We start from the raw sequence: 18,236 nt of genomic DNA on the forward strand, positions 1-18,236 counted from the left end.
TGTTGGTGCGGTGAAAAGATCGAAGCGGTTTGAGAGCGGACGTGCGACGTGTTGAGCTGTGGGAGGTGCTTCCCCGCGGTGGTGCCGCGGGGAAGTGGGTGTCACTCAATCTTATTCGGCGGGAACGCGGCCGGCGAAGCACTCGGCGGCCAGCCCGTGCTTCTTCTGCAACTCGTACCCGCGGCCCATGACGGTCAGCAGTTCCGCGCGCGACACGGTCGACCGGTCCACAATGGTCCGGCACCGGCGGACGGCTTCCACGCCCTGGCCCTCGCGGGCGGCCATCGCCGCGAGCCGCAGTTCCGCCAGCGCGCCCAGCCCTTCCGGGTCCGCGGCGGCGATGGCCAGGTACCGCGACCGGGCCGGCTTGTGCGCCCCGAGCCGGTCGAACCGCTCGGCCGTGTCGAACAGCATGCGCAGGGCGATCGGCCCGCGGGCGGTTTCAACGGCCGCGTCGTACAGGTCGCTCATCTGCTGGGCCATCCCGAGTTCGAGGTACACGCGGCCCGCGAGGTACGCGCCCGCCGGCCCCAGCCCGCGGACCTCGTTCGCGCCCTTGAGCGCGGCGAGGAGCAGCTCGCGCCGGCTCTCGGTCGGGGCCACCCGGTACTGCGTGAGGCGCTCGAAAAAGGCCGCCAGGTTCGCGTGCGCCTCCCGGTTGATGAACCGGGTGTCGCGGATCCGGTCCGTGGCGGTTTCGGTGTCCCCCGTGAGCAGGTCGCACGCGATCACCGCGAGGGCCGCGCCCGAGGTCACTTCCGGTGTTTTGCCTTCCAGCGCGGTCATGTACGCGCGGCGGGCCAGTTCGGGGGCATCGCCGTCGAGGTACGTGCGCCCGATCCAGTACCAGGCCGTGTCCGCCCAGCGGGTGCCCGGCGCGCGGTCGATGACTTCCAGGAACCGCGCCCGGGCCGCGTTCCGGACGCCGTCCTTGAGTTCGAGCAGCCCCAGGTTGAAGGCCGCGTGCGTGACGTCCTGGCTGGTGCCCGCGCTCTCCAGAACCTGCTTGTACCCGGCGGTCGCGGCGCGGAACCGGCCGGCGCGGAGGTCGATGTTCGCGAGCGTGACCCGCGTGGCCTCGCCCATCGGGTGCTCGGGGGCGAGCACGAGGAGTCGGCGGATCGCCTCCGCGGTGGCCCCGGCCTCGGACGGGCGCGAGCCGCGCGTGAGGATCAGCGTTTCGCCCCGGATGTCCCACACCACCCCGGCCCGGTCGGTGACCGCGGAGAGCACCTCACCGAGCGGCAGGCGCTCGACCTCGATCGGTCCGATGGGGGCGGCCAGGGCCGCGATGACGTCGTTTTCGGCCCGCACCGCCAGTCCCGCGGCCTTCGCGATGGCCCGCAGCACCTGGATCGCGGGCCGCACCGACAGGCGCGCGGTGATTTCAGCGTTGCCGTGCGAGTCCGTGCGGTGGAACTCCACGAGGTCGCGCCCGGCGTCCGGGATCGGGCTGACGGGCGGGGTATCGGTCGCGAGCCAGTCGAGGCTCTTGTCCGGGCTCAGGAGCATCACCGGCCACGCGAGCGCGTCCGCGTCGAGCGGGTCGACGTCGCGCCCGCCGCCGAGTTCGCGCACGGCGAGCTGTGCCCGCAGGTGGAGCCCTTCTTCATAGACCTTCGTGCCCCGGCACTCCGGGTGCCCGGAGCGGATCAGCACGCGGTCCGCGAGCGCCCGGGCCGCTTGGGGCTCGTCCGTCGCGACCGCGCACCGCGCCCGGCCCAGGAGCGCCCGCGCCCACGCGCCCACGTTCGTATCGGCCTCGGCCTTCTTAAAGGCCGCGTCCGCGTCCTTCCACTTCCCCAGCCCTTCGAGGCACAGGGCCTCGCGGTACGCGAGCGGGGCCGCGTCGGGGCCGAACGTTTTGGGCGGGGCCGTGCGGACCAGCCCCAGCGCTTCCGAATACGCGCCCGAGCGGATCAGCGTGTCGATGCGCGTCGAGAGGGACACCTCCGCGGGGCCGTGAGCGCCCTTCGTGTGCGCGCCCTTCCCGTGAGCATCCTTTGCGTGGGCATCCTTTGCGTGGGCATCGTCCGCGTGTTCCTCGGCCTCGGCCGCGGCTGCTGCGGCTTCCGCGTGCTTGATCTTGTTCGTGTAGGCGATGCCCGCGCCCGCGCCGCCGCCCGCGCACAGCAGGAAGAGGCCCACGCCGACGAACCGGCGCGACTTCGCGATGAGTTTGAGGAAGAACGGGGGGCGCGGGCCGTGGCCGCTGTGCCCACCTGTCGGGGCGCTGGGGCCGCGCTGCTTCCGGCGGCTGCGGCCGCGGCCGCTTCTGCGGCGGCCCGGGCGTCCATTTCGGCGAGCTCGCGCTCGGCCTCGGCTTCTGCGGCGGCCCAGGCCGCGAGGGCTTCAGCGGATGGTGGGGGCGGTAGAGGGGCGTCGCTCATGCTATTAAACCGGTTGAAGTTGTGCGGGGTTTGCTCCAAAGGTATGATCGAAAACACCCCTCCGAGATTATTGCCGGTAATTTGGGGCAAATTTTCTGAGTCCCCCTCGATAACTATTTCTGTAGGCCGCGAACACCGGCACCCACACCTGAAACGTGAGTCGAGTCATGAGAATCGAACCATCCGGAGCCCAACAAACCGCCCCCCAACAAACCCCCGCTGTCCGGTCCAGCAATCGCACGTCCGAGACGGCCCCGGCCGCGGCGCCGCAGTCGACCGTTCAGCCCGGTAGCACGAAGGAATTCGCGCTGACCGGTAAGCTGGCCACGCTGCTGTCCGCCGTCCGCCAGAGCCCCGAGGTCCGGCCCGACGTCGTCGCGGTCGCCGCCGCCCGGCTCGCCGCGGGCGACTTCAACACCCCGGAAGCCGCAGCCGCGGCCGCCCGGTCGATGGTGAACGCGGGCGTGCTCCCGGCCCCCGACGTCGAGTAACTCTCGAGCGGAACGATACGAACACTAACGGCCCCGGGGAGCAGATTGCTCCCCGGGGCCGTCGGCTTTTTGGGCGCCGAATTTCGGGACACAGTGTGTCACACGTCGGGGCCGGGTGACCGAAAAATCGCGGGCAAATTTCGGGTACCGACTTCGATAACTCATGCAGACGGGTCGGACTCACCAACCCGCAAGAAACACCAAACTTGGAGTGCCTCGCAATGGCTCTGTCAGTCGTCAACAACAACGCCTCGCTCAACGCTCAGCAGAACCTCAACCGCACCAGCTCCGCTCTGTCGAAGTCGCTGGAACGGCTCTCGACCGGCCTCAAGATCAACCGCGGTGCGGACGGCCCTGCCGGACTCGTGATCTCGGAACAACAACGGGCCCAGATCGCCGGCCTCACGACCGCCATCGACAACTCGAACAAGGCCGTCTCGCTGGTGCAGACCGCTGAAGGCGCGCTGAACGAACTCAACACCCTCCTCACGAAGGCCCGCGGCCTGGCCCTCGACTCGGCCAACAGCGGCGTGCAAGACTCCGCGGCCCTCGCCGCGAACCAGGCCGAAATCACGAACGCCCTCAGCACCATCAACAACATCGCCAACACGACCAAGTTCGGTAGCAACAAGTTGCTGCTCAACGGGCAGGCCGGGGTTCTGGCGACCTCCATCACCAACCCCAGCACCCTGGGCCAGATCAAGGCCGGTGCGACGGCCCCGACCGGCAACCAGACGATCGCGGTCGGTGCGGCCGGTGGCGGCACGATCACCGGTGCGGGTAACCTGGCGAACGTGACTCTGGACGGCTCGGTGCTGGAGTCCGGTGGTAACGTGACGGCGGGCACGACCACGGGTACGGCCACCGTGACGATCAGCGGCGGCGGGCTCAGCTCCTCGGTTGTCGCCAACATTCAGACCGGTGACAACGCGGCGGCGATCGCGGCGGCGATCGGGGGCGCCCTGGGCAGCTCCTTCACCGTGAACAACACCGGTAACGGTGCGACCGAGTTCCAGATCGTCGCCGAGGACAGCAACGAAGCTGTCACCGTCACGTTCGGCGGGACCGCGGCCTCCGAAGTCTCGACCATCCTCGGCTTCGCCGCCTCGACCCCGTTCACCGGTACGACCGGCACCGCGACCCTGACCCTCACGGGCGGCGGGTTGTCCAGCGCCGGCGTCGTCGTGGACCTGTCCGCGACCAGCACCGGGGCCACGGTCGTGTCCGCAGTCCAAGCCGCCCTCGACGCGGCCGCCGGGTCGGGCAACTTCACCGTGAGCGGCAGCACCGGTGCCCCGCTGGTCATCACCAGCAAGCTCAGCAGCACCGCGGTCACGGCCGTGGCCGGTGCCGCGAACATCTCGTCGGCAACGGCCCCGGCGACGGCGACCGGGATCGCGACCACCGCTCAGGTCGGCACCAGCGGGGCGACGGTGAGCAGCACCACGGTGACCAACGGGACCGCGACCGGCGGCCGCGGCACCGGGGCGAACAACATCACCAGCGCGGCTCTCACGGGTTCGGGCACGCTGACCATCTCCGGGGGCAGCCTGACCAACAGTGCCTCGATCGTGGTCTCGCTGGCCACCGGCGACAGCTCCGCGACCATCGTGAGCAAGGTGCAGGCGGCCCTGGACAACGCTTCCGCCAACGGCGGCGGCTCGGGCAAGTTCACCGTCAGCGGCTCCGTCGGTGGCAAGCTGACGATCCAGAGCAACGTGCTCGGCTCGGCCGCCATCAGCATCCAGTCCGACTCCGCCGCGACCGCCGCGGTGACCGGCGTGAGCAACGGCTCGGCCGACGTCGGGGTGGCCGGGAACGCCCTCCGGGTGTTCGTCGGGGCGACGGAAGCCACCGTCTCGACCGGCTCGCAAGGGCTGGGCAACGCGGTGACCCTGGGCGACGCGACCACCGGCCTGACGTTCAACGTCGGGGTGAGCGGCGGGAAGGTGACCGCGGGCAGCAACACGGTGAACGTGACCGACAACTCGCTGAGCTTCCAGATCGGGGCGAACGCGGGTGAGTTCAGCAAGGTCTCGATCGACAAGGTGACGACCGACCGCCTCGGCACCGGGGTGAGCGGGCTGAACAACGTCGCCACGACCGACCTGAGCCTGATCGACGTCACGACCTCGAACGGGGCTCAAGACGCGATCAAGATCATCGACCAGGCGATCACCGACGTGTCCAGCATCCGTGCGAAGCTCGGGGCCTTCCAGACGAACAGCCTCGAGTCCAACACCAACAGCCTGCGGAACACCCTGGAGAACACGACCGCGGCCCAGTCGGTCATCCGCGACACGGACTTCGCGTCCGAAATCGCGAACTTCACCCGCCTCCAGACGCAGCAACAGGCCGGTGCGACGGTGCTCGGCAACGCCAACCAGACGACGGCCCTCGTCGCCCAGCTCCTCCGGGGCTAATCGGGTGAGCGGTTAGTTGGAAAAAGATAACCAAAAGGGTGCGGAGCGGAGGAAACTTCGCCCCGCACCCGATTCCGCACACTATGGTTGTCGCGTTCCGCGCTTTTCGCGCCCCACATAACTACCCCGAGGTTCCTCATGGCCATCAGCGGCGTTAACACCAACGGACTCAACTTCGCCGGCCTGGCCACCGGTATCGATACCGCCAAGATCATCGAAGGGCTGAACTCGATCAGCCAGTCGCGGATCGACCGGTTCAAGGCCCAGAAAACCGACGTCATCAGCAAACAAGCCACGTTTGCCACGCTGCAGGGCAAACTGTTCGATTTACAATCTAAAACCAATGCCCTGGCCCGGTCGGGTGGTGGGGCGTTCGACGGGCGCGTCGCGACCACGTCCGACAGTGCGGCGGTGACCGCGGTCGCGGGAACGGCCGCGGTCGCGGGCACGTACTCGCTGTCCGTCGTGAGTCTCGCGAAGGCCGCGCAGGTCTCGTCCGCCGGGTTCGCCGACCCCAACGCACAAATCAAGGAAGGCACGCTGACCCTCCAGGTCGGGAGCGGGACCGCGACGACCGTCACGGTCGACAGCCGCAACAACACGCTCCAGGGCCTGGCCGACTCGATCAACACGGCCGGGGGCGACCTCCGGGCGTCCGTGGTCAACGACGGCACGGGCGGGACGCCCTACCGGTTGTTGCTCACGTCCGCCAAGACCGGATCGGCCAACGCCATCACCGTGACGAACAACTTGAGCACCGGCACCGGCGCCGCGATCGACCCGGGCGCGACCGTGGTCCAGGCCGCGACGGACGCCCAGGTGAAGGTCGGGAGCGGGGCCGGGGCGATCACCGTTACGAGCGCGACCAACCAGGTGAACAACCTGATTACGGGCGTCAGCCTGAACGTGATCCAGGCGGACGCGACCAAGACCATCAACGTGACGGTCAAGGCCGATACCGACTCCACCGTGAAGGCCGTTCAGGACTTCGTCACCTCGTACAACGCGGTGCGCGATTTCATCACCGAGCAAACGCAGTTCGACGCCGAAAGTTCGACGGCCGGGGCGCTGCTCGGGAACAGTGACGTGTCCGCGCTGGCGAACGAACTGGCCGGGGCTCTCTCGGCGACGATCCCCGGGCTGAGCACCAACTCGAACCGGCTCTCCACGGTCGGGCTGTCGTTCACCGACGAAGGGAAGCTGACGTTCGATTCCGAGAAGTTCACCACCGCACTGGCCACCAGTGATACCGCTCAGGCCGATTTCAAGCGCCTGTTCTCGCTGTCCGGCACGTCGGACACCACCGGGGTCAGCTTCCTTGTTGGTACGAACAAGACCAAGGCCACGGCGGGCACCGCGTACCAGGTCAACATCACGGCCCCGGCGACCCGGGCGGTACTCGTCGGGTCCAACCCGCCGGTGATCCTGAGCGGCTCGGCCCCAACCACGCTCCAGGTCAAGTTGAACAGCTTGGCCTCGATCGGGGTCACCATCCCGGGCGGTCCCTACGCGAGCACGGACGATCTGCTCGCCGCGGTCCAGAAGGCGATCAACTCGGCCCCGTCTCTGAACGGGAACCTCGTCACAGCTTCGGTCAACGGCGACGGTAAGGTTCAAATTACCTCCCAGAAGTACGGCTCCGCGGCCAGCGTCGCGATCACCGGCGGGTCGTCCGACCTGCTCACGGCCCTCGGGTTCAACGGGACCGAGACCGCGACCGGTACGGACGTGGCCGGGAACTTCGTGGTCAACGGTGTGACCGAGGCCGCGACCGGGTCCGGCCAGATCCTCTCCGGCTCCCCGGGGAACGCGAACACCGACGGGCTCCAGGTGACCTCGACGCTCTCCTCCGCCGGGTCCGCGAACGTGAACGTGACCCAGGGCCTGGCCAGCCGCCTCGGGGCGGTACTCAACAAGTACCTCGACCCCGTGAACGGCCGGTTCAAGCAGATCAACGAAGTGTTCACGAAGCAAACATCGGCAATCGATGCGAACGTCACCAAGCAGCAAGCACTCGTCGACGCCAAGACCGCTCAGCTCCAGTCGCAGTTCGCGGCGATGGAGACCGCAGTTAACAACCTGAAGGGGATTCAGACCCAGCTCTCGTCCCTGACCGCGACCGCCACGAGCTCCAAATAGCCCCTCAAATAACCCGATACGGACCCCTAAATGAACGCCTATCGCCGCTACCAGCAGACGCAACCGGACACCGGATGGACCCGCATGGACCTGCTCCTCGCGCTGTACGACAAAGCGCTGGAGCACCTGGACCGGGCCGAGGCCGCGCTCGGCGCGGGGGACACGTCCGGGGCGGTGGGGCGCCTGAGCAAAGCTCAGACCGTGATTATGGCGCTCGCGGACGGGGTCCGGGTCGAGGTGAACCCCGAAGTCAACACCAACATCCTGCGGCTCTACGAGTTCGCGGTGACCACTCTGAGCCAGCCGTCCGTTGCGAACGTCGCGAGCGTGCGGAAGATCCTCCGCACGCTCCGCGAGGGGTTCGAGGCGGTCCGCGTGGAAGCGAACGAGATGGAACGCTCCGGCCGGGTCGCGGCCATGCAGAACGGCCAGATTCTGAGCGCGACCGCGTAATGTTACAGTTGGGGCGATTTTACCGATCGGGTGAGATCGCGCAAAAGAAGTGAACGTGCAGATCGTGTGGGGTCGATATGGTCCGTGGACCCGACCCAACGGAGCGATCTGCCATGATCCGCGGAATGTACAGCGCGGCCTCCGCACTGGTGGTCGCCTCGGAACAGCAAGAGGTCACCGCCCACAACCTCGCCCACTCGTCCACCCCGGGCTACCGCGAGCGCGGGCTGGTGTTCGAGACGTTCGACCGCGTCCTCGGGCGCACCGCCGAACCGACCGGTGACATCACCGGCGTGCGCACCGTCCAGGCCTATCACGACTTCCGTCCCGGCGCGCTCCAGCAAACGAATCACCGCTACGACCTCGCGCTCGGCGACCCCGACCGCTTCTTCGTTTTGGCCGGTCCGAACGGGCCGGTCTACACGCGCAACGGCTGTTTCTTCCCGGACGCGGCGGGCCGACTCGTCAGCCAGGGCGGGTACGCGCTCCAGAGCGACAACGGGGAAATCACGGTCCCGCCGAACACCAACCGCTTCATCATCGCATCCGACGGGACCATCACGGCCGACGGGCAACCGCTCGGGCGGCTCCAGATGGTGCGGTTCGCGAACCCGCAACAGCTTACGGCCGCTGGACCTACGCTCTACACCGCTCAGCCCGGCTCCGGGCTCCAGGACGCCCCCGGTCTGGTCTCGCAGGGGTACCGCGAGAGCTCGAACGTGCACCCCGCCGACGCGATGGTGCGCCTCATCATCGGGGCGCGCTACTACGACGCCGCGCAGCGCTCGCTCCGTTCGCTCGCTGAAACGATTCAACTGAACACGCGCCCGCAAAATGCCTAGGGCTGATGCCATAACGTGATCGCACGCCGCATGTTATGTGCGGGCGGTGCGGTTTTCGGACCACGCGACACGCATTTAACCGGTAACCGGAGGGTTCCCCGTGATTAAGGCCCTGTTCACCAGCGCGACGGGTATGAGCGTTCAGACCACGTCGATCGACAACACGTCGAACAACATCGCCAACGTCAACACCAACGGTTTCAAGAAGGGCCAGGCGGACTTCCAGGATCTCATCTACGTCAACCAGCGCACGCCCGGGTCGGACGCGGCCCAGGGGCTCCAGGTGCCCACCGGCTTGCAGATCGGTAGCGGGGCGCGGGTGGCGGGCATCACGAAGGTGTTTACCGAAGGCGCGCTGGTCAACACGCAGAACCCGTTCGACGTGGCCGTGGAAGGCGAGGGGTTCTTCCAGGTCACACTGCCGAGCGGCGAACTGCGGTACACGCGCGACGGGGCGCTGCGCCTGAACGCTCAGGGGAGCCTCGTCACGAGCGACGGGTTCCTGATCTCCCCGCAGATTACGATCCCAACGTCCGCGGTGGCGGTGTCGGTCGGGTCCGACGGCACCATTTCCGTGCAAAACGCCGGTGCGCTCAACGCTTCGACCGTGCTGGGCCAGCTCACGCTCGTGCGGTTCCAGAACCCGGCCGGCCTCAGCGCCGAGGGCCGGAACCTGTTCGCGGAAACCGCGTCGTCCGGGGCGCCGCTCATCGCGACCCCCGGTCAGAACGGCGTCGGCCTGACGCGCCAGGGGTTCCTCGAGCGCTCCAACGTGGACGTGGTGACCGAACTCGTCAACTTGATCCTCGCGCAGCGGGCCTACGAGTTCAACACGCGCGCCGTGCGCACCGCGGACAACATGCTGGCCTCGACGACGGACCTGATCCGGTAAGTGCGCGGGGCGGACCTTACCCTTTCGGTCGCGGCGCGGGTCGGGGGACTCGCGCCGCGGGCGGACTACTTCGATCTCAACGGGGAACGCACGGATGCGAAGTTCTCGGTTCCTGCTCGCCCTTCTGGGCGCGGCCCTCGTTCACGCGGGCGCGCACGCGGCCGATCCGGTCGTGGTCGAAGTCCTCGAGCGCTCGACCGCCGGTACCAGTATCGTCACGGTCGGAGACGTCGCGGTCGTGTCCGGGGGCGACGCGGACGCCCGCGTTCGGGTGGCGCGGCTCGACCTCGCGGACCTCAAGCCGCGCGAACAGAACGTTGTCATCGGGCGCCGGTCGGTGGAGTACCGCATTCAACTCGCCGGAACGGACGCGGTGCGGGTCGTCGGGGCCGAGCGCTCGACCGTCACGGTGGTGCGCCGGACCGTCACGGTCGACGAAGTCGTCGCGGTGGCACGGGCGGAACTCTTTCGTCACTCGGCAGATACGCCGGGGCTCGCGATTGAACTCGCGCAGCCGCTCGTGGTGAAACTCCCGGAGATCCCCCGGGACGAGCGCATCTCGATCACCGCGAAACCGCGCGCCCGGGCGGGCGCGACCGGCCGCGTGCAGATGGACATGACGATCGCCAGTAGCACCGGGGAAACGCTCCTCGCCTTCGCCATTCAACTCGACGCGCGGTCGAACGCGCACCCGGGTGCGGGCGCGGTGACGCGCGCCGGTGGCACGGGCGCGAGCGTCTCGTCCATGCCCGGCGCGGCCGTGCTCCCGGCGAGCGCGGTGGGGACCGCACCCACTAATGAGGTGCTGGTGCGCTCCCGGCAGCGGGTGGAAGTACAGGTCCAGAACGGCGACCTCAAGGTCGTGATGGTCGGAGAGGCCCAGCAGGACGGGCGCCTCGGCCAGACCGTTTTCGTGCAGAACCTCGACTCGAAGAAGCTGGTTCCCGCGAAGGTCGTTGGCCCCGGCAAGCTCGAGATCGAACTCGGAGGGAAATCGCCATGAGGCGCTGGATATTAGCTTCCGTCGGGCTCCTCGGCGCGATCGCCGCGACCGGGCGGGCCGATTCGCTCTGGGAGCGGCGCGACCCGCGGTACGGGTTCCTGTTCCAGGACAACCGCGCCCGGAACATCGGTGACGTGCTGACGATCACCATCACCGAATCGACCGTCGCGAACGAGCAGGACCAGAAGGCCCTGAACCGCGCGACGACGTCGAGCGGTCAGGTGCAGGTCTTCGGTGGCGGGCCGGTCGGCACCGGCACCGCGGGCGGGGCCGGCACCGTGACCGCGCCGGGGGTCGGGTTCGTGTACCCGAACCAGACCAGCAACATGACGTTCACCGGGAACGCGCAAAACACGGTCAACCGCGTGTTCACGGACCGGATGGCGGTGACGGTGGTGGACGTGATGCCCAACGGCAACCTCGTCGTCGAGGGGTACCGGCGGCGCGTCGTGCAGGGGGAAGAGCGCGTGCTGCGCATTACCGGCATCGTGCGCCCGGCCGACATCGGGGTCGGGAACGTCATCACGTCCGGGTTCGTCGCGAACTTCAACATCAGTTACCTGGGGAACGGCCCGTCGACGCGCACGACGCGCCAGGGCTACCTCGGGCGCCTCGGCAACCTGCTGCGGCCGTGAGCCGGGCGCCGCGAACGGAAAATCATTCATGACCGACGGGTCATCGGCCCGTCGGTCGTTCCCACAAGGGGGATATATGTACCGGCTGTTGATCGCCGCCGCCGCCACACTCGTGGTGACGTCCCAGGCGTCCGCCCAGGTGCGGATCAAGGACATCACCGACGTGGCGGGCGCGCGCGGGAACCAGTTGTTCGGGTTCGGGCTGGTGGTCGGGCTGGACGGCACCGGGAGCCGCAGCACGTTCACGCAGCAGATCGCGGTGGACATGCTCCAGCGCATGGGCACGACGACGCAGATCTTCAGCCAGCTCCCGGCCGAGTCGGTCCTCCGCTCTACGAGCATCTCGGCGGTGATGGTGACGGCCGAGATCGGGCCGTTCGCGCGAAAGGGCGGGAAGGTGGACGTGACCGTGTCCGCGATCGACGACGCCCGTAGTCTCCAGGGCGGCACGCTGATCTTCACCCCTCTCCGCGGGGCCGACGGCAACGTGTACGCGCTGGCCCAGGGGCCGCTGTCCATCGGCGGCTTCTCGGTAACCGTGGGCGGCGGCGGGGTGCAGAAGAACCACGTGAACGTCGGCCGCATCCCGGGCGGCGGGCTCATCGAAAAGGAAGCGCCCGGTGAACTGGTCCGCGACGGGAAGGCCACACTGCTCCTGAAAGATCCCGATTTCAACACCTCGCGGCTGATCGCGAAGACGATCAACGAGCGCTACCCGGGGGTCGCGAGTGCCAGTGACCCCGGCGCGGTGGTGCTGTGCCAGCCGACCGACCTGACCAAGTCGGCGACCCAACTCATCGCCGAGGTCGGGCTGCTGGAGGTGCGCCCGGACATACCGGCCCGGATCGTAATTAACGAGCGCACCGGAACCATCGTGGCGGGCGAGCACGTGGCCCTTTCTCCCACCGCGGTAGCCCACGGGAATCTGTACATCGGGGTCTCGATTAACCCGCTCGTGTCGCAGCCCGCGCCGTTTTCCGGTGGGGTAACCGCCGTTGTCCCGCGGGTACAGGTCGCGAGCAGCGAGCAGCAGGCGCGCCTCGTTCCGCTACCCAAGTCTACAACGGTGTCGGACGTGGCGCGGACCATGAACGCCCTCGGCGTCACCCCGCGCGACCTCATCGCCATCTTCCAGGCCATGAAGAAGGCCGGGGCGCTCCACGCGGAATTAATCATCGAGTGAGTTGGAATTCCAAATTGGGAGTTCCAAGTTTCAAGTTCCAGAGTTCCAAGTTGAATACCAAGCAAGGTTGAGAACGCCTGTGTTGGTCTTGGAACTCTGGAACTTGAAACTTTGGAACTCGGCCTTTGAAACCGATTTTCAAAACAGGAGGGGAAAATTATGATCGGGACGGAAAGTATTGCGTCTATGACCACAATTTCTGACCCCTACGCGGCCAAGTCCGGTGCTACGGTTCAGAGTAAGGCCGACTCGCGCTTGAAGAACATGGCCGGCGAGATGGAAGCGACCTTCCTCTCGATGCTGCTGAAGGAAATGCGCCAGACCCTCGACCCCGAAGAGGGCGGCGGCATGTTCCCCGGCGACTCCGGCGACGTGCAGGGCGGCCTGTTCGACCTGTACTTGGGTCGGCACCTGGCCGACGGCGGGGGCATCGGGCTGGCGACCGCGCTGGTCCGGCAGATGCAGAACGCCGCAGCCGTGCCGAAAACGGTAACCCCGACCGATGCACACAGTGCCCCAACCGCTTTCGACCATCACCGAGACGTTCCTCCAGCACCTGCGGGTTGAGGAGCAGTTCCTCGCCGAAGTGCTGGCTAAGGCGAACGACGTTTACGCGGCCCTACGCGCCGGCGATATGAGGGCCGCCAACGCGGTTACCACACAACTCAACGCGGACGCGGCCGGGCTCCGGGCCGCGAGCGCCCAGCGGGCCACCGTCGCCGCGGACCTCGCACGCGCCCTCGGGTTGCCCGCCCAAGACCTCAAACTTTCGCTCATCGTAGAAACCCTGCCCGACCCGCTCCGCGCCGACGTCGCGGTGGTGCGGGACCGGCTCACCGCGGCGACCGCCGAACTCACGGCGGTTCAAACGCGGAACGCAAATCTTCTCGGGCACCTTCGATCCTTCTTCCGAGACGTGTTGGCCGACCTCACGGCGGACGACACTCCGGCGCGTTACGGCCCCTCTGGTAACTGGCTGGTCCCGTCGGCCGGCTAGCGCTCCTGACACCCGGATACCCTCAATGAACTCGTTGCAAATCGGTACATCGGCCATCCAGACGGCGCAAAAGGCGCTGCAGCTGATCGGCCAGAACATCGCCAACGCGACCACCCCCGGGTACCACCGGCAGTCGGTTAACCTCATCAACACGGTGACGGGCTCCGCGGGCACGGGGGTGGACATCGCGTCCATCACGCGCTACACCGCGGCCCCGGTCCGCACGGCGATCATCAGCGGGAACGCGAACGCATCGTACTACACGGCCCAGCTCGACTCGCGCCGGCAGATCGAAACGACGCTCGCCAGTGGCGAGGGCGGGGTCGGCGACCGGCTCGACAGCCTGTTCAACCAGATCGAACAACTGACGTCGCAGCCCGACAGTCTGGCGTCGCGCCGGGCGATCCTCACGGCCGCGGGCTCGGTCGCCCAGCAACTGAACTCCACCGCGGGCGACATCGACCGGCTGCGCTCGGACATCAACAAGCAGATCACGTCGACCGTCACCGAGATCAACGACTACGCCACCAAGATCGCGGACCTGAACAACCGCATCCTGGTGACCGAGAACCGCGGGAACCCGACCAACGACCTGCGCGACCAGCGCGACCAGCTCATCGACGCGCTCTCGCAGCGCGTGGACGTGAAGACCGTCGAGCAGCCGTCCGGCGAGATCAACGTGATCGCGTCCGGGGCCGCGATCGTCGTGGGCCAGTACGCGAACCAGTTCCAGGCCGCGAACGACGCGACGGGCAACGTCGTCATCACGCAGACGGGCGTGGCGCAACCGGTCACGTTCAAGTCGGGCACCCTGGGCGCCCTGGTGCAGGACCACAACACGACCATCCCGGCGATCCGCGGGCGCCTCGACGCCCTCGCCGGCTCTCTGATCCAGCAGGTGAACCAGGTCCAGGCCACGGGCCTCGGGTCGAGCGGCCCGCTCGCCTCGACGAGCAGCACCAACGCGGTGTCCTCCCCCGCGGCGCTCCTCAACGCGGCGGGGCTCCCGTTCTCGGTCCAGGCCGGGACGCTCACCGTGAGCGTGACCAACGGCAACGTCAACCCTAGTACCCGCACAAACACGGCAATCACGATCGACCCGGCGACCCAGAGCCTGAACGACATCGCGACCGCGCTCAGCGCCGTCCCGGGGCTGCAAGCGACCGTCAACACAACGACGAACACGCTCGATATCCAGGGGCAGGCGGGCTTCACGTTCGACTTCGCCGGGCGCGACTCGGTCCCGGCCGGGTCCGGTGCGGTGGCGAACTCGGACACCTCGAACATCCTGTCCGCCCTCGGCGTGAACGGGCTGTTCGTCGGCTCGACCGCGGTCGGCATCGCGGTGAACCCGGCGGTTTCGAGTAACCCCGGCCTGCTCGCGGCGGGCCGCACCGGGCAACCGGGCGACGGGACCAACCTGGAGCGCCTCGGGGCGATCCGGGACCAGGCGGTCTTCGGCACCCGCACCCTGACGGAAGAGTTCGCCGACATCGCGTCCACGCTCGGCACCGACATCAACAACATCAGCGACCAGCAGACGGCCCAGGCCAGCACGCTCCAGAACCTGAGCAACCAGGAGCTGTCCGTTACGGGCGTGGACACCAACGAAGAGCTGCTCCACCTGCTCGACTACCAGCGCCAGATCCAGGGCGCCTCGAAATACCTGTCCGTCGTGAACACCGCGATGGACGAACTCATGAACATCCTCCCGTAAGGTACACCCCCATGAACCTCCGCGTAACAGCTCAGACCCGGACCGGCGACGCGATCGCGAACATGCGCGCGCGGAGCGCCGACCTCGCGAAGTACCAGGACCAGGTCTCGTCCGGCGTGCGCATCAAGCGCGCCTCCGACGACCCCACCGCGTACCCGCAACTGGCCCGGGCGAAGTCCGCGTCGGCCCGCCTGGAGTCCTACTCCCAGAGCATCTCCAACGCGACCACCACGCTCAACGCGGGCGTCAGCGCCCTCCAGGACGTGACCAGCGCGCTCACCACGGCGCGCCAGATCGCGATCGAAGGGGCCAGCGCCGACACCGCGGGCGAACCGGCCAACCGCGAGGCCCTGGCGACCCAGGTGGACGGGCTCATCAACCGGGTGCTCGCCACGGTGAACGCGCGCCCGGACGGGCAGTCCCTGTTCTCCGGGACCGCGACCAACACGGCCGCGTTCAGCATCGCCACCACGGACTCGGCCGGGCGCCCGGCGACGATCGCCTACGACGGCTCGGACCAGCGCGCCCGCACGGTGACCGCCCGCAACACGACCACGGACACCCGCTACGTCGGGAGCGCGGTGTTCCAGCAGTCCGGGGCGGACACGTTCGCGTCCCTCATCGCGCTGCGGGACGAGTTGCGCAACAACCCGTCCACCGGCCCGGACTACAGCGCGGCGATGAACCAGCGCCTCGCGGACCTCGACGCGGCCCGCACCGCGATCGGCGAAACGACCGGCGAACAGGCCTCGAACCTCGCGACCCTCGAGTCGCAAGACCTGGTCGTCAGCAACGCGAAGCTGGACTCGGACTCGCGCGTCAACGACCTGATCGGCACGGACTACCCGATGGCGATCGTGAAGATGCAGGAGCAGCAGACGGCGCTCCAGGCGATCTACGCGGTGACCGCGCAGCTCGCAGATCCGGGGCTGCTCGCGTTCATCGGCCGCTAATACTCGGGACCACCCGATTCCCTCGAAGGCACACGCGCGTGTGCCTTCGTTCGTTTGTAGCACCCCGCGCGCCAGCGTGTGTTGACACGACACCCGGGGGCCGTTATATCGCGGGCCTACTTTACACAATTGAATGCGTCAGTGCTTGCAGGAGGCGGGGCATGGACGAGGGACGAGCCGGGGCCGGCAGCCCGGTGGTACGCGCCACTCGCGTGCGGGTCTCCGAAGAAGCGGTCCGGATCGGCGCGCCGGCCCCGGGGGGGGCGCCGGGCGAACCGACGGTCCGCGTGATTCGTGAAGGCGATGTGGTTCAGGCGATCGAGGTGGTCTGTTCCTGTGGGGAACGGATCCGCATCCGGTGCGAATATTGAGGACCGGCCGCGCGGCCGGTTGACGATCATGGCTCAGGCTCCAGGGAGGGAGCGGTGAACCGACGGTACATCATTCTGTCGGGCTTGTTCGCACTCGCCGCGGTCGCGGCGGGCTGCACCCCGCTTCGCGGTTCCCGACCCGATGCGACGGTGGTCCCGCCGCCCTACGGCAAGTCCGCTTTCGGAAGCTCCGACAAGCCCGGTTCCGGTGGCGTGATCCAGGCCGGGGCGACGGAGCCCGGCGAGCCGGTCGTCGGCGCGAACAAATTCGAGTTGACCGGCGGTCAGCCGGTCGGGTATCAATCCTCGCCCCCGGGTCAGCCGCTCGCGCAACCGCGCCCGACGGCGCTCCCGCCGGCGAACTTGCCCCCGGTTCCCGGTGCAACGGGTCACGGCACCGGCACCGGCACCGGATCGGCGCCGCCGGTTACGGCCCCGGGCGCTCCGGGAAATCCCGCCGCGCCGGGCGCTCCGGGAAATCCCGTCACTCCGGGAACCGGTGTTCCGGGTGGTCCAGGCGTCCCGGGCGCACCGAACCCGAACGTGTTGCCGGCCCCAACTGTGTACGGCAAGACCTGGAACCTCGGGCCCAACGAGGTGCCCACAGACCGTGTCGTCGAGTTGACGCGGCAGTTGGAACTGGTCTTCGCACAGAACCGCGAACTCGTGGCCCGCATCAAGGAACTGGAGAACCAGGGCCTCAAACGCGAGCAGGCGCTCGTGGAAGCGATGCGCGAGGTCGAGGCGGCCCAGGCCGAGGTCGATAAGGCCCGGGGCATCATCTCGACGCAGAAGTCCGATATCACCGCGCTCCAGGAGAAGATCCGGCAGTTGGAGCGCGAGGACATCGAGATGCTGAAGCTGATGATCGGGGCGCTCGAGAAACTGCTCCCGCCCGCCCGGAGGGAGCCATGAAAAAGCGACTGATGGGTGCCGCCGCGGTGCTGACCGCGGCCCTCGCGGGCGGCTGCGGGCTGCTCGAAAAGGTGAAACAGAGGGACCGGGTTCCGCCCGCCCCGCCGACGTTCAGTCAGTACCACCTCGACGGGTGGCAGTGGGAGAACGTCCGCCGGGTGGCTGTGCTGCCGTTCCGGAACGAGTCGGGGTACACGCGGGCCGGCGAAGAGGCACGGGATGCGTTCGCGGCGGAGCTGCAGCGGGCCGGCCGGTTCGAGGTGATCTCGACCCCGCCCGACGACCGCGCGATCCTCGCGGCCCAGGTGCGGTGCGGCGGGCGCTTCGACGAGGTGCTGCTGTACGACATCGCGATGGCCACGAACGCGGACGTGGTGATCCACGGCACCGTGTCGAACTACTCGCCGTACCCGCGCCCCCGCTTGGGGCTGGTGATTCAGGCGGTCGGGTCACAGGAGGGCAAGGTCGTCGCGTCGGTGGACGGGTTGTGGGACTCGACCGATCTGGCGATCGCGGAACGGGTCCGGGTCACCTACCGGGAGCGCGCCCGCGAGCGCCCGCCGTGGATCCGCAACCACGTGATCGCGAGCGACGACAGTTTCGCCGCCGACATCGCGCTCGATTCGCCGAACCTGTTTCGCCGGTTCGTGGGCCGCGAGGCCGTGCTCACGCTCCTGGGGCTGCCCGTTCCCGGCGTCGTGATGGGCGGCGGAGCGGGGATGGGACCGGGAACCGCGGGGAACTGCCAGGTGGGGTGTGCCCCGGGGCTCGCGCCAGGCGCGCCAGTTGTGCCCGCGGCAGGAACTATGAAGTAAACAGTCGCTCGTAAAGG

17 protein-coding genes are annotated in these 18,236 nt (G+C 68.1%); 16 read left to right on the plus strand and 1 reads right to left on the minus strand.

Annotated features, from left to right (window positions below; all coding sequences use genetic code 11):
- Positions 1 to 111 precede the first annotated feature (111 nt).
- Positions 112 to 2,148, minus strand: coding sequence for a tetratricopeptide repeat protein (locus VT84_RS11120; RefSeq protein ID WP_082839563.1), 2,037 nt, complete (start codon positions 2,146 to 2,148; stop codon positions 112 to 114).
- A 409-nt stretch (positions 2,149 to 2,557) separates the two neighbouring features.
- Here VT84_RS11120 and VT84_RS11125 point away from each other — a divergent pair, with 409 nt between their 5' ends.
- The 16 genes from VT84_RS11125 to VT84_RS11200 all read left to right on the plus strand — a co-directional run bounded on the left by VT84_RS11125 (position 2,558) and on the right by VT84_RS11200 (position 18,219).
- Positions 2,558 to 2,881 (plus strand): hypothetical protein, encoded by a 324-nt coding sequence (locus VT84_RS11125; protein ID WP_052561371.1) that lies wholly within the window; start codon positions 2,558 to 2,560, stop codon positions 2,879 to 2,881.
- A 221-nt stretch (positions 2,882 to 3,102) separates the two neighbouring features.
- On the plus strand, positions 3,103 to 5,304 hold the full coding sequence (locus tag VT84_RS11130) for a flagellin (protein WP_052561368.1): 2,202 nt from the start codon (positions 3,103 to 3,105) through the stop codon (positions 5,302 to 5,304).
- A 138-nt stretch (positions 5,305 to 5,442) separates the two neighbouring features.
- Entirely contained in the window at positions 5,443 to 7,443 is a 2,001-nt protein-coding gene (fliD, locus tag VT84_RS11135) for a flagellar filament capping protein FliD (RefSeq protein WP_082839564.1), read from the plus strand.
- Positions 7,444 to 7,473: 30 nt separating this feature from the next.
- Positions 7,474 to 7,896, plus strand: a complete 423-nt coding sequence (gene fliS, locus VT84_RS11140) for a flagellar export chaperone FliS (protein ID WP_082839565.1) — start codon at positions 7,474 to 7,476, stop codon at positions 7,894 to 7,896.
- Between the two features lie 113 nt (positions 7,897 to 8,009).
- The gene (locus VT84_RS11145) at positions 8,010 to 8,738 is read left to right on the plus strand and encodes a flagellar hook-basal body protein (RefSeq protein ID WP_162271669.1); all 729 of its coding nucleotides are present in this window, start codon (positions 8,010 to 8,012) and stop codon (positions 8,736 to 8,738) included.
- A gap of 100 nt (positions 8,739 to 8,838) precedes the next feature.
- Entirely contained in the window at positions 8,839 to 9,630 is a 792-nt protein-coding gene (gene flgG / locus VT84_RS11150; RefSeq protein ID WP_082839567.1) for a flagellar basal-body rod protein FlgG, read from the plus strand.
- A gap of 94 nt (positions 9,631 to 9,724) precedes the next feature.
- Complete coding sequence (locus tag VT84_RS11155) at positions 9,725 to 10,633, plus strand: flagella basal body P-ring formation protein FlgA (protein WP_082839568.1); 909 nt, start codon at positions 9,725 to 9,727, stop codon at positions 10,631 to 10,633.
- Positions 10,630 to 11,268, plus strand: coding sequence for a flagellar basal body L-ring protein FlgH (locus tag VT84_RS11160; protein ID WP_082839569.1), 639 nt, complete (start codon positions 10,630 to 10,632; stop codon positions 11,266 to 11,268). The genes VT84_RS11155 and VT84_RS11160 overlap by 4 nt, the downstream gene beginning before the upstream one ends.
- A gap of 28 nt (positions 11,269 to 11,296) precedes the next feature.
- A complete protein-coding gene (locus tag VT84_RS11165) occupies positions 11,297 to 12,451 on the plus strand; it encodes a flagellar basal body P-ring protein FlgI (protein ID WP_239465774.1) in 1,155 nt (384 codons plus the stop codon).
- 186 nt (positions 12,452 to 12,637) lie between these two features.
- A complete protein-coding gene (locus VT84_RS11170; protein WP_162271670.1) occupies positions 12,638 to 13,018 on the plus strand; it encodes a rod-binding protein in 381 nt (126 codons plus the stop codon).
- The gene (gene flgN, locus VT84_RS11175; protein ID WP_162271671.1) at positions 12,963 to 13,448 is read left to right on the plus strand and encodes a flagellar export chaperone FlgN; all 486 of its coding nucleotides are present in this window, start codon (positions 12,963 to 12,965) and stop codon (positions 13,446 to 13,448) included. The genes VT84_RS11170 and flgN overlap by 56 nt, the downstream gene beginning before the upstream one ends.
- 25 nt (positions 13,449 to 13,473) lie before the next feature.
- Positions 13,474 to 15,165: a flagellar hook-associated protein FlgK gene (flgK, locus tag VT84_RS11180; protein WP_082839572.1), complete on the plus strand. Its 1,692-nt coding sequence runs from the start codon at positions 13,474 to 13,476 to the stop codon at positions 15,163 to 15,165.
- Positions 15,166 to 15,176: 11 nt separating this feature from the next.
- Positions 15,177 to 16,118: a hypothetical protein gene (locus tag VT84_RS11185; RefSeq protein WP_052561345.1), complete on the plus strand. Its 942-nt coding sequence runs from the start codon at positions 15,177 to 15,179 to the stop codon at positions 16,116 to 16,118.
- A gap of 161 nt (positions 16,119 to 16,279) precedes the next feature.
- The gene (locus tag VT84_RS11190; protein WP_052561343.1) at positions 16,280 to 16,489 is read left to right on the plus strand and encodes a hypothetical protein; all 210 of its coding nucleotides are present in this window, start codon (positions 16,280 to 16,282) and stop codon (positions 16,487 to 16,489) included.
- 54 nt (positions 16,490 to 16,543) lie between these two features.
- Positions 16,544 to 17,404, plus strand: a complete 861-nt coding sequence (locus VT84_RS11195; RefSeq protein WP_082839573.1) for a hypothetical protein — start codon at positions 16,544 to 16,546, stop codon at positions 17,402 to 17,404.
- Positions 17,401 to 18,219 carry a hypothetical protein gene (locus VT84_RS11200; protein WP_052561338.1) on the plus strand — a complete coding sequence of 273 codons (819 nt, stop codon included), beginning with the start codon at positions 17,401 to 17,403 and terminating at the stop codon, positions 18,217 to 18,219. Before VT84_RS11195 ends, VT84_RS11200 begins: the two co-directional genes overlap by 4 nt.
- Positions 18,220 to 18,236 lie beyond the last annotated feature (17 nt).

It is taken from the genome of Gemmata sp. SH-PL17 (genome assembly GCF_001610855.1).
Classification (GTDB): Bacteria; Planctomycetota; Planctomycetia; order Gemmatales; family Gemmataceae; genus Gemmata; species Gemmata massiliana.

Excerpts from the sequence above, each read along its gene's own strand:
- VT84_RS11200 (WP_052561338.1), top strand. The coding sequence starts at position 17,401 with ATGAAAAAGCGACTGATGGGTGCCGCCGCGGTGCTGACCGCGGCCCTC.
- VT84_RS11130 (WP_052561368.1), top strand. The coding sequence starts at position 3,103 with ATGGCTCTGTCAGTCGTCAACAACAACGCCTCGCTCAACGCTCAGCAG.
- VT84_RS11185 (WP_052561345.1), top strand. The coding sequence starts at position 15,177 with ATGAACCTCCGCGTAACAGCTCAGACCCGGACCGGCGACGCGATCGCG.
- VT84_RS11190 (WP_052561343.1), top strand. The coding sequence starts at position 16,280 with ATGGACGAGGGACGAGCCGGGGCCGGCAGCCCGGTGGTACGCGCCACT.
- VT84_RS11125 (WP_052561371.1), top strand. The coding sequence starts at position 2,558 with ATGAGAATCGAACCATCCGGAGCCCAACAAACCGCCCCCCAACAAACC.
- fliD (WP_082839564.1), top strand. The coding sequence starts at position 5,443 with ATGGCCATCAGCGGCGTTAACACCAACGGACTCAACTTCGCCGGCCTG.
- flgK (WP_082839572.1), top strand. The coding sequence starts at position 13,474 with ATGAACTCGTTGCAAATCGGTACATCGGCCATCCAGACGGCGCAAAAG.
- fliS (WP_082839565.1), top strand. The coding sequence starts at position 7,474 with ATGAACGCCTATCGCCGCTACCAGCAGACGCAACCGGACACCGGATGG.
- VT84_RS11145 (WP_162271669.1), top strand. The coding sequence starts at position 8,010 with ATGATCCGCGGAATGTACAGCGCGGCCTCCGCACTGGTGGTCGCCTCG.
- VT84_RS11155 (WP_082839568.1), top strand. The coding sequence starts at position 9,725 with ATGCGAAGTTCTCGGTTCCTGCTCGCCCTTCTGGGCGCGGCCCTCGTT.
- VT84_RS11160 (WP_082839569.1), top strand. The coding sequence starts at position 10,630 with ATGAGGCGCTGGATATTAGCTTCCGTCGGGCTCCTCGGCGCGATCGCC.
- VT84_RS11165 (WP_239465774.1), top strand. The coding sequence starts at position 11,297 with ATGACCGACGGGTCATCGGCCCGTCGGTCGTTCCCACAAGGGGGATAT.
- VT84_RS11170 (WP_162271670.1), top strand. The coding sequence starts at position 12,638 with ATGACCACAATTTCTGACCCCTACGCGGCCAAGTCCGGTGCTACGGTT.